The sequence below is a fragment of the Burkholderia sp. E168m23 genome (assembly GCF_016586125.1).
Lineage (GTDB): Bacteria > Pseudomonadota > Gammaproteobacteria > Burkholderiales > Burkholderiaceae > Burkholderia > Burkholderia orbicola.
The window spans coordinates 1-11,325 of record NZ_BCPP01000114.1; the positions used below are offsets into that span (position 1 = coordinate 1).

At 58.0% G+C, this 11,325-nt stretch carries 6 protein-coding genes; 4 read left to right on the plus strand and 2 right to left on the minus strand.

All coding sequences use genetic code 11. From position 1 onward, the window contains the following. The first annotated feature begins 95 nt into the window (after positions 1-95). The 4 genes from JMF90_RS08810 to JMF90_RS08825 are packed head-to-tail and all read left to right on the plus strand — an operon-like array spanning position 96 to position 7,549. The gene (locus JMF90_RS08810; RefSeq protein WP_201325051.1) at positions 96-1,382 is read left to right on the plus strand and encodes a hypothetical protein; all 1,287 of its coding nucleotides are present in this window, start codon (positions 96-98) and stop codon (positions 1,380-1,382) included. A 3-nt stretch (positions 1,383-1,385) separates the two neighbouring features. Continuing rightward, complete coding sequence (locus JMF90_RS08815) at positions 1,386-2,096, plus strand: OmpA family protein (RefSeq protein WP_060121874.1); 711 nt, start codon at positions 1,386-1,388, stop codon at positions 2,094-2,096. Then, entirely contained in the window at positions 2,093-3,787 is a 1,695-nt protein-coding gene (locus JMF90_RS08820; protein WP_201317063.1) for an EH signature domain-containing protein, read from the plus strand. Before JMF90_RS08815 ends, JMF90_RS08820 begins: the two co-directional genes overlap by 4 nt. Before the next feature lie 9 nt (positions 3,788-3,796). Beyond that, a complete protein-coding gene (locus tag JMF90_RS08825) occupies positions 3,797-7,549 on the plus strand; it encodes an SNF2-related protein (protein ID WP_201317062.1) in 3,753 nt (1,250 codons plus the stop codon). A gap of 105 nt (positions 7,550-7,654) precedes the next feature. Here the strand turns inward: JMF90_RS08825 and JMF90_RS08830 are convergent, their stop codons facing one another. Both JMF90_RS08830 and JMF90_RS08835 read right to left on the minus strand, forming a co-directional pair. Then, the gene (locus JMF90_RS08830; RefSeq protein WP_201317061.1) at positions 7,655-9,472 is read right to left on the minus strand and encodes a hypothetical protein; all 1,818 of its coding nucleotides are present in this window, start codon (positions 9,470-9,472) and stop codon (positions 7,655-7,657) included. Position 9,473: 1 nt separating this feature from the next. Further along, positions 9,474-11,325, minus strand: a 1,852-nt coding sequence (locus tag JMF90_RS08835; protein ID WP_201325052.1) for a hypothetical protein, incomplete at its 5' end; no start/stop codon positions are given.

An 11,325-nucleotide genomic window follows, 5' to 3' on the forward strand; every position in this document is an offset into this window, starting at 1 on the left:
GGGTGCCGGAGAAGAATACCTGGCACGTCTAGTAAAAGCATCAGAGGAGTCGGCAAGCCAATCCAAAATTTTTGAAGGACGCTCTCGTCAAGGAGATGGGTGAGCTGCTGCGCGAGTTGACTAGTGCGCAAATCGATGCGAGCAAAGAACAACATGCACTCGCAGCAGAGGCGGGGCGCCAGAACAACGTCGCTCTCGGACAGGTTATTGCCGAGAGCATCCAACAGGGCCTCAAAGGCCCACTCGATGAAATCGCAGCGACCGTTAAAACCGCCAGCGGTGACCAGAGCGCAAGTGCTGGGCGGATGTTGCAGGACGTAATGACGAGCTTCAGCCAACGGTTGAATGATTTGTTCGGTGGCCAAATTTCAGGCCTCACCGAGCTTAATCAACAAACGGCCCAGAGCATTCAGCAGGCTGTGAGCACGCTGCACACTCTGGTCGCGAACATCGAGGCTTCGAGTCAGCGTTCGACGGATGCGATGGCGCAGCGCATGGCGGAGGCCATTGAAAAGATGGAGTCGCGACAGGAGGCAATGAACGCGCAATCGGCTGCGTTCGTTGAGCAGCTGCGCCAGTTGGTTGCAACGTCTCAGTCGGAGACAAACCAGAAATTGCAGGCGACGTTGGAGACGCTCGGCACTCACGTCGGCGAAATGCTAACCACGCTGAGTGGCGCGCAGAAAGAAGTATTTGAGAACAACCGCGCACGCGAGCATGCAATGTCTGAGCGCGCGAGCGGCGTAGTGACCGCGATGTCGGAATCGATGGATGCTGTTGTCAAGGAGCTCGGCGTCGCAACCACGCAGATGGCGCAAAGCGTGAATGCTTTGACGCAGTCGACAACTTCGTCAATCGACCGCATGAATGCTGGCGCGGAAGCGTTGGGCACGGCGTCGCGGAACTTCGCCGCGGCAGGTGAGCGCGTCGCCGGTGTCATGGGGCAAACCGCCGACGTCTCAACCAAACTCGCTGCGACAGCCGGGAATTTGACGAGCGGTGCGGGAGCAATCCAGGAACTGCTGAGCGACTACCGCGCTCATCGCGACAGCATCGGCCAGCTTGTTACGGAATTGCGCGCCACCGTCGATGCTGCGAGAAGGGAAGCTGCGTTGACCGGTGACATTCTCAATCGCATTGAGACATCCACAAGCCACCTTGGAGCGGCGCAAAAGCAGGCGGACGAGTATCTCGCTGGTGTAAGCCAGGTTCTCGCTGAAGCGCACGGCGCTTTTGCAACTGAGGTTAAGCGTACGCTGGAAAAAGCGAATGCCGAGTTCCATACAAAACTGACCTCGGCAGTGGGGTTGCTTTCGTCTGCAGTCGGTGAGCTGGAGGTAACGCTCGCCTCGATGAGCACCCTGACACCAGCGAGGAACTAGGCGATGTTTGGAACTCAAATCGTCGTCAAGCGCGGAAGCCGCGACGAGGCGGAAAAGCCCTTCTGGATTTCCTTTGCTGACTTGATGACCGCGCTGATGGTGCTCTTCCTCGTGGTCATGGGGGTAGCGCTGCTCGCCGTGACGAAGAACGTGACGGAGAAAGAAAAGCGCGAAGAGCAACATCGAAAGGACATAGAGCTTATCCTCGACCGGTTTCAAACTGCCGCCAAGCGGTACGACGGTATCAAGATAGACCGCAATCGACATGTTATCGATTTTGGTGACCGCGCCCGTTTTGCGTTCGGGAAATCAAACCTGGCGCCCGAGCAGGAAGCGGTGTTGCGTCAGTTTGTTCCTGAAATCCTGACATTGGCGAACGATGACCTGGGCAAGCGCGTACTTAAGCGAGTGGTTGTCGAAGGCTACACAGACAGAACCGGCACGTACCTGAGTAACCTGAATCTGAGTCTCCAGCGCAGCGAGCGGGTGTTGTGCAGCATGTTTGCAACGACCGGTACGAGTGTGCTCGACGAGGCGCAAAAGCTGGACGTGCGAAATCTGTTTTTGGTCGGCGGATATTCGTTCAATGACTCGAAGGAAACCGACGAGGAGAGTCGCCGCGTCGAGATGCGTCTTGAGTTCCTAGGTGTTGGCGAGGATAGGTCTCCGGCCCCGGCGCAATCGGGGAACTTTGGCGACTGTGCATTGCGATGAGCGCACTAAACTACCTGGCGTCTTTGCTGCAATCGTCGGTCAGCGAAGAGACGCAGCCGATTCGCTCGGGCACTGAAATCGACGTGCTTCTCGAACAGTTGAAAGCGCGCGCAAAATCTCGTGTTGGCCGAGAACCTGTTCATGACCATCAGCTCGACGCGGTGCGACGGTATTGGCAGAGCCACGAAGTGTCCACGTTCCGCGATGCGTATCTTCTGTCCTTTGGCCTATGTATTCCACACCGTCCCCAAGGCGAGTGCGTGATGGAGGACCGACCACGCTTGCAGCATATCCTGGACAGCGTTGATGGCTACATAACCAAGACCGCGTCATACAGGCGCTGCTATCAAGGACTCGCAAAGAGCTACTTCGCCTTTGACGTAGATGCATGTGGGGTGGCGTCCTCGGGAAGGAAGAACTGGCTGACCCTGCGAGACTACCTTCACGACCGGAACCCCAAGATACGTGATAGCAGGTCGAGCCCTTCATGGGTCGACACGGCAATCGAAAACAGACAGCTTTTTGATGAGTCCCCGTGCACACGATATGTGGGCGAGTTGCTCGAAGGCGATACGTCGCGCATAGACCATATTTGCGAGCAGCTTCAAATCGGAAAAGAGTCGTGGTTTCTGCGCCAGCTCGTGCTTACGCAAGTTGAGGGCGCGACGAAGCTCGATGACGATGAGTTTGTGAGGCTGCTACCCCGCTTGCTTGGTCTGCTTGCACACAATGAGGTGCTCCGCGACCGAGGAACGATTCTGGTCCTTGACCGATACGCTGAGGTCTCTGGCACCCCCTTGCACCCGAGACTGCGCGACCATGCTGTTGCCTGGTGGGGCAATCCGTGGCTACCTTCAAATGCGACCCGATGGGGTGGCGTCGAGCCTGCGGCTCGAGCAATGGTCTCTGACTGGTTGAAGCTCGAATTTATCGAGACCTTCTTTACGAAGCTGGCGGAGGACGGTCTTGCCGACCGTCGGCGAATGGAGTTTTGGAAGCGATACGTTAAATCCATCGATGACATCGAGTTCGCATTAGGCTCGACTGCACGCAATTCACGTGAACCGGACCTGGTCGCGCTGCGTAAGAGAATGAAGGGCCTGACTCGCGAACTCGACGCCTCTGGCGCGAACAACGCCTTCATTATGACGATGGGCAAGTTGGTTGCTGTCGAATTTAGTGGTCTCGGAAACGCGTTTTATGGCTATGACGCCAGTCGTTCTCTGCCATTCAATACAAGTCAGACATTGAAGCTCGGGAAAAATGAACGCAACTCGTTGAAGCAATCGAAAAGCATGCTGTGGCTAAAGCATGGAGACGGCATTCATGGCTGGAATCGATGGGAGGAGATGTTCGAGGCAACACTGCGTAAGAGTTTTCAGATTCTTCCTTCAGCCGAAACTTTGCGTGCTTCAGGTAGAGCCAAGGCCGCAAACGAGCCTACGAAGTCGACGAGTAACGTCTCCTCCCGTGAGAACGTTGGCTCTTCGCAAAATCGAACCGAAGCACACGAATCCTACTCACACGTTGCGCTCAAGCGATTCGCGGCAACGCATGGTCTGCAAATCGAGGACAGGACTGCACTCGGCGGAAACTTGTGGGTGCGCGGTGGTGAAGGTGACGAGCGTGTCGGCCGCGTTTTGATGGAATGGGGCTTCCGTGTGAAGCCGGGCAAGGGTTGGTGGAAATAAGGCGAAACCGTGTTCAAGTTATTCAAGCAAGCAAAAGCGCGAGACGTCATCACCTGGAAGCGGCACTGGTCGGATAAGGGCATCGTTCTAACTCGGCGAACTCAAAGCCCGGGAGCGACGGTCGACGGAGACCTCGTTGGCGGCTACCTCACACAACTGACCGATGATGGCCTCGTCAGCCCGGTCGAGGACGAGTTCTTGTTGGATTGGCAGTCTTTGTACGACATCCTTGAACAACCGGACTACGGGCAGCTGCGCGATGTTCTCCGAATACCGCCTTTCACGGAATTCCGTCAGCATCTGCGAAGCAACCATTCGTTGACCGACCACGAGTTCTCTATTGCGATAGATGGATGGCGCATCGACGGCGGCCGTGAATTTCGAGGCACTATCACGGGGCCCGTGATGTTAGAAGGCGCCGTAGAGATGCTGATGCGTCCCGCGCAATGGAAGCTTTTTAATGCGGTCATTGCATTCTCGCGCCGTGACGACGAGGACCACTCTGATTTAGCCAACCGGCAAGGGTGGGGGCGGATTCGCAAGCTCGCAGTCGATGCCGAAGCAAGACTTGATGATTTTCTCTACCGCTCGGTAGTATTGAGTCCGGAAAAGCTCAATATAGGTCTGCGGCGCTCGGTGGCAGTTGTAGACGACCACGTAGTCGAAATCGAGCCGAGCTTCGACGGAGCACCTGATGACTGGCTCGACACGTTCGACAGAGCACGAGAAGTTCGCGACCGGTACGACATTACAACGCAGGATGGAATCGTCCAGGTTCTGGTCACACCGAAGGTAAAGACTGTGCTGCGGGAAATCCGGCGATTGCCCGGACGGCGGGTGGCAGGTTCTCGGGCCCAGGCCTTTTTGCTCAACCCCTTCGCGGCTCTCGGTGCAGACGCGATTGACGTCATCGAAGAATCACAATTCGAACGCGCTCGTGAGGACGCTGGCCTCGACTACGAACGCTTCGTACCGATGTTCGAGCGAAATGCTGCGGGCTATCCAGTACGTGTCGGCCTGCTTATCGAATCTGCGGTGGCGAGCGGACCGACCTCCTCGAAGACGCATTGGCTCGACGACGACGAACTTTCCGCGTTCATCTTGGCTCTCTCCAGGTCGCTGACGCAGGGCCATCAACTGCTTGCCTGGCAGGGCTATGACCTTGCTCTGCAGGGAGATTCGGAGCAGCAACTCAAGGAATTGTCGGCTGCACTGGCACAGCGTCGCATTCCTCCGACGCTGGTCTCCTACGCTCAGGTCCACGACCTGGCTGGCTACTCTGCGCGCATCGAATCGATTGGTGTGGAGAAGCCCTACCATTCGCCGTATATCGCGAAGAAGGACGAGGGCGAAGGTTGGTTTCCCGACAACATTCTGCCTGTCATTGTTTATCAGTCGAAGGACGGTGGCGAGCCGGTGGCCGTGCCGACCAACAAGCTTGCTATTGAGAAGCTGAAGAATGATGTACAGGTCGCTGACGCGAAGGGCATGGTGCAGCTCGACGTCCCTTGGCTCAGGGACCCCATTTCGCTGGCTGACGCGAAAGAAATCATCTCGACGTTCGAGAGCGTCTTTTCAGATTTGGAGTCGGGTAAGCAGTTTGACCCGGAAAACGCGCGCAAACGGCCCAGCGAAAGCGTGGCCAAAAAGCAGCTAGTTCTGCGTGCAAACATTCAGGCACTCGAATACGAAGAGTTGCGTCGTGAAGCGCTGCAGGCCGTACCTGCTCGTCCGAAGCTTCCGGAAAGCATTCGCACGGAGTTCTCATTGTTGCCGCATCAACAAGCGGGTCTCGCGTGGATGCAGCATCTCTTCAGTCTGCAAACCGATTACCAGGTTCGCGGCGCAATCCTTGCAGACGACATGGGGCTGGGTAAGACCTTCCAATTGCTGGCGCTTATGGCCTGGTTGCTGGAGAGGGACCCCACCATGAATCCAATGTTGGTAGTCGCGCCGGTCTCACTGCTGGAAAACTGGGCAGAGGAAGCGAACAAGTTCTTTCAGCCTGGAGCATTGCCCCTATTGACTGCATACGGCGAAAGTCTTGCCGCGTTTCGCGTACCGCGCAGCCAGATAGACCAACGCTTGCAGACCGAGGATGGCCTGGTCAAGTTTTTGAAGCCCAACTGGATTGGCGATGCGAAGGTGGTTTTGACGACATACGAGACATTGCGAGACTTGGAGTTTTCGTTTGCGGCGCAAAAGTGGTCCTTGATGGTGTGCGACGAGGCGCAGCGCATCAAGAACCCAGCCGCAATGGTGACCCGGGCCGCCAAGAAGCAGAATGTCGCGTTCAGGATTGCATGCACCGGGACCCCGGTGGAGAACACCTTGGCCGATATGTGGTGTCTCTTCGACTATGTGCAACCGGGCTTGCTCGGTGCCTTGAACGACTTTGGTGAGCGGTACCGGAAGCCGATTGAGGCGAAGACTGACGAAGAAAAAGCTCGTGTCGAAGAATTGCGCGCTCGCATCTCGCCCCAGATTCTCCGGCGCCTGAAGACCGAGGTCGATACTGGGCTACCTCCGAAAATCGTTGTCGAAGATTGCCGGCGGCTCTCAATTTCTGGCGTTCAGCGGAACCTCTACGCGAAGGCGGTGGATGGCTTCAAACGGCGCCAGGAGCCCAACCATACGACGCCGTTCAAGAATCACCTCGGGTTGCTACACTACCTTAGGCTGGTCTGTACTGACCCACGAGTGCACGGTCTAAGCGTGTTCAAGCCGGAGCCATTGGGCGACTATCGTGCGAAATCCCCGAAGCTCAATTGGCTACTCAGGCAGCTCTCCGAAATCAGAGCGAAGGGCGAGAAGGCAATCGTCTTTTGCGAGTTCCGGGAGATTCAGCGACTCCTACAGCACTACATCGAAACCGAGTTCGGGTATCGTCCCGACATCATTAACGGTGATACAAGTGCGTCGTCGAGTCACGTCGCCAGTCGGCAAAAGAGAATCAAGGCCTTTCAAGAAACTCCGGGCTTCGGTGTCCTGGTTCTTTCGCCGGTCGCCGTCGGATTCGGCGTAAACATCCAGGCGGCGAACCACGTTATCCATTACTCGCGCACATGGAATCCGGCCAAAGAAGACCAGGCCACCGACCGTGCGTACCGCATCAATCAGACGAAGCCGGTGTACGTGTATTACCCAACTGTTTGGGCTGACGACTTTATGACTTTCGACGTCAAGCTCGACCAGTTGCTAGCTCATAAAAGAGGGTTGTCAGAGGACATGCTCAATGGCGCCGGAGACGTGGCGCCGTCCGACTTTAACCTCACGGACGTGGTGCCACACTCGCAGAGCGACGGCCTGGATGAACGCATCACGCTGGATATGGCCCAGCGCATGGGGTGGCAACACTTCGAGTGCCTTGTAGGCGCACTTTGGAGCAAGCGTGGGTATAACTGCTACCGGACACCGGGCACGAATGACAACGGCGTCGACATTGTGGCCATTGACGGAAATCGAGGTCAGCTTATTCAGGCCAAGTCCAGCGGAATTGACGGAACAAAACTCGGATGGGACGCAGTGAAGGAGGTGGTGGCTGGCGAAGCGTTCTACCGACGTAGGCACCCCAATGTCTCGTTCGAAAAAGTCTGCGTCACAAATCAGTTCTTCAATGCGCAGGCGAAGGAAAACGCGCATTTGAACTCTGTCGAGTTGGTTGACCAGAAGCATCTCGGCGACCTGCTTCGGGCGCATGAAACAACCATGCTCGAGGTCGAGCGGATGCTTTTCGCCGAATGGCAATCGGCGGACGTTTGAATGTTGGTACTCATCTGTCGCGCCGGCCCGTTGTTTAGGCCAGTGCGACAGGCAGGTAGTCGTCAACTAGTTTGCTGTCGTGCCATCCGATTCTGGGGTAACCCATCACACGACGGTCGGGAACTCATGAGGGCCGGTCGTCGGTGCGGAAGCCGGCTCGGACGAAACGGGATTCGATGCTGGAATGAATTCCGCTGCACGCCTGCGGCCTTCCGCTGTTACGCGAAACGCGAGCACACTAGCCTTCTTCTCGAGCTTTTCTAGCAGGCCTGCCTGCGTCAAGAGCAGCATCGCGCAGCGCAACCGGTCCGTCAAAATGGGCGGCGAGAACGTCGTCTGGCGTTCGAAGTTGAGCTCAAGACCCTCATCGCCCGGAACGAGAATATAACGCTCCCGGGGATTGGTCGGCTCGGTTTCAGCCCGCTCGCGGGCGACCTTGAAGTGCAGGTTGACGACGAAGTCTCGGACTATCATGGACAGGAACTCTTGCGCGGAGCAAGTGGCATATCGGCTCGCCAATTGGGAAAGCCGTTGTGGTGCAAGACGGTCCCGGCCATCGGCCAAGCGATACACGACATTGCCTTCCCAGTTGCGGGCCTCGACCGCACAATAGGTCAGCGCGACGAGCGCCTGATAGGCAGCGTTTCTGGCTTTGTCCTTCTTCTGTTTCGCAGCGGCACGTAGCTCGTCGAAGAGCGCAGGGAGGCTTTTGAGGCCCGGAGCCGCGCCCTTAATGGCTCCGGCTTCGTACAACGTACTGGCGTCTCCCTGAAGAACGCTCCATCGCTTCAGCCAGTCGACCAGAGGGGCCTGCACGTGCTCCTCATCGGACGCGAGGGCGGCAACAGCATCCGCGACCTGCTGGATTCGATGTGCTCCCGAACTAATAAGGTCCCTGGTCTTGAACTCGGTCAAGCGCAGGAGCGTCTCGAGAGCCAGCTTGAGATACTGCCGGACCTGGAGGCTCGCCCAAACACCCCGCGCCTCCTCAAGCTCGACGATATCAATCTTCGTGCCGTCAGGAGCGAGCCCGCTGCCCATTGCGTGCCGCACCATGGCTTCCGGAACGAAACCGTTGGCGGCACCAGCATCCTTCTCCGCCGCGACGATGGCTCGCAACGCGAGCGTGATGCCCTGGTGACGCCCCGTCCATTCTGCGCCCAGTTCTATCGGCTTGGTACCGGGCGACGGAAAATACTGCCCGAGAAATGCTTCCTGCTCCTTCGCGTGGACAATATCGAGGCGCAACAGCGGATACAGCTCCGGCATTCGAGACGGAACAATCACGAGGTTCTCCGGGTCTTCAAGCCATCTGACCAGATGTCGCGTGCCTTCCGGGTCGTTGCTCTCGGAAATCTCGTCCTCGAGATGCGCCGCAAAGGCGTCGGCGAGCTTGTTACCAGCGTCAGTGAGTCTGAAGAAGCCCTTGATGTCGGTGGCATGCGCAAGGAAACCCAGGCCGTTGATGATGCTCGGCCTGTACTGAGGAGCAGTCATCAGATATGCGCCGCGCGCTGTGTTGACCTCCCCTGTAGCCTCCTTCTTTTTCGCCTGCTCCTTGCTGAGGATTTCCACGAGCCGCAACCTGACGGGCTCGTCTCCTTTTGGCCATTCTCGGTCAGTGCCAGGCAGCCCGCTACGCTGCGAACGGTTACACCACACGAGCAGCAGGTCAATTTTCTCCAAAGCCCCCGCGCAGAGTTCGCGCCGTTCCGCGGTCTTCTCTGCGGGTATTGCGAGAGCACGCGCGCGTGCCAGACGGACCATCCAGCACAGGGCCGAGTACACCCGGATGGAGTCCGCGACGTTGTTGATGCCAAAGAACATCGTCCGGTACAGGGACATGTTCGCGTTCTGCAGGCCAAGCGGGTCAATAATGGTCGCCGGCTTGGCGCGGGTAGTAAAGACAGGGGCGGCGTGCATGTCACTTGTTCCAGTCGAGGTACAGTTCGTGCGGCACTTTGAATCGCTGAAGTTTCGCGTTACGGATTCCCGCGAAGACCGGCTTCCCGCACGCCGAGTGAATCGTTACCCGGTGAGTCTCGAGCGCCCTCACTTCACTGACCCCTTGTATCGATTCTCCGTTGCAGTGCGGGCAGCCCGGTTTCCTCGAGGTCGGCAGTTTCTGCGGAATCAGACCAAAGATTTTGCCCTTCGCGGGTGGCTTCGACTTCAGTTCCAGCAATCGCTCAAGAATGCGCTGATAGCGGGGATTGGGCGGAGAGACGGCCGGAGCATCCCCGAAAACGGAGCCGACCATCTGTTCCAATTCTTCCTGCAAGGTGAGGCTCGCGACGATTTTTGACGCATGCGCGCGCAGGCGTCCACGTGCCTGCTCCGGCACAAACTCGAACGGGTCATCTTTGCCGGTCGTATTCGCGATTGCCGTATGCCAGTCATCGAGTGTCAACTCTCGAAGCGCGAATGCCTGCATCACCTCCTTGAGTGCGCCCGTCGGGAGCTTGGGGGAAATGTCCAGGGCACAGCACGCGAAAGTGCAGAAAACCGAGAGCAATCGCTCGCGGTTATCATCGTCGTAAGCATAAGCCGTGTACTGCTCCAGCCAGTCGCGAAGTCCATGCGGGTCCGTCGCGACATAGGCTGGTTCTTCGGCGCTCTGGTTATACGCAGGGGCGCCACCGACCGCCAGCGTATCAACGTACGTCTCAAGGACTTCGGCGGCTGCTTGCGCTACCACCGCCGATACGATGGGCGCGGTGGCATCTTTCTTGAGCGTCGCAGGGAGCTTTTCAAGCATCGCGTCCCATGCCTTCTGCTCTTCCGGCTCTTCCGGTTTGTCCTTGCCCGATTCCTTTTTCTGCAAATCCACAATGACAAGCTTGCTACGTGGGCCGCCTGCGAGTGCGGAATGCGACAGGATGCGTGCCGTCAGCCTTCTGAACGCGGCTGCCATGGCCTGTTCGGCGGTGGCGGTCGGCACGTTAAGTTCGGGCTCGTCCTGGGGACCCCAATCGTTAGCGGGGCGCGGCGTGATGTGCTTCTGTACGGCGGGCTGCCCCTTGTCGGCACCACCCGTTTGGGGACCAGTCGTGGTCCCACCTTTAGTCTTTGCCTCAGGCTCCCGCATGCGGTGCAGGACGGCCGCCATCCAGTTCAGGATAGGCAGCAGGTCCCGGTCGTTGGGCCGGCTTCCCTGGCGGATACGCCTGACGGCACGGGATAGTGCCTTTTCCAATGGGTTGGCGTCGAGCTCAACCTCGACGTTCAACCAGCCCGTCACGGTGAAGTCACCTGCTTGAAGGCGCAGACGCCGCGCGCCTTCTTCATCGGCGAGTGTCTGGACAGGCGTGGCAAACGAACCGTCTTCGTCGATGAGCACCGGTTCGATGGGGCCGCATTCGAGTTCATCCTCCCGCCACACTTCAAGTGTGGCCAGACGCTCATCCGGGCACGGTGACACCGTGCCCGTGATGGTGCCATCGGACTGCCACTGAGCGTCGAGCGCCGGCGCGGCGCGACCGAGCTCGGGCGACTTGAAGACGCAGGCCTCGAACCTCGTTTTCGCGAAGTCGTCGCCTTCCAGCACCTGCCAGTCGAATGGCGGCACCTCGAGCTTGCGCACGAGCGAAACTTCGACGTTCTCCAGGCCAAAAAGACTCTGCAAGGTTGCATTGACCGAGCCCGTCATCACCATGCATCCGGAAGGCGAACGCACCTCGAAGACTTTTGCGTGGGGAAAACGGTTCAGGTCTTTGCGGTCCGGCACCACCGGCACCACGAAGCGCGTCTTCTCGGGCAGGTTGTGATTTGCGTCG

What these genes read in the sequence shown, in the direction of transcription:
- JMF90_RS08820 (WP_201317063.1), top strand. Translation starts at nt 2,093, where the DNA reads ATGAGCGCACTAAACTACCTGGCGTCTTTGCTGCAATCGTCGGTCAGC.
- JMF90_RS08810 (WP_201325051.1), top strand. Translation starts at nt 96, where the DNA reads ATGGGTGAGCTGCTGCGCGAGTTGACTAGTGCGCAAATCGATGCGAGC.
- JMF90_RS08830 (WP_201317061.1), bottom strand. Translation starts at nt 9,472, where the DNA reads ATGCACGCCGCCCCTGTCTTTACTACCCGCGCCAAGCCGGCGACCATT.
- JMF90_RS08815 (WP_060121874.1), top strand. Translation starts at nt 1,386, where the DNA reads ATGTTTGGAACTCAAATCGTCGTCAAGCGCGGAAGCCGCGACGAGGCG.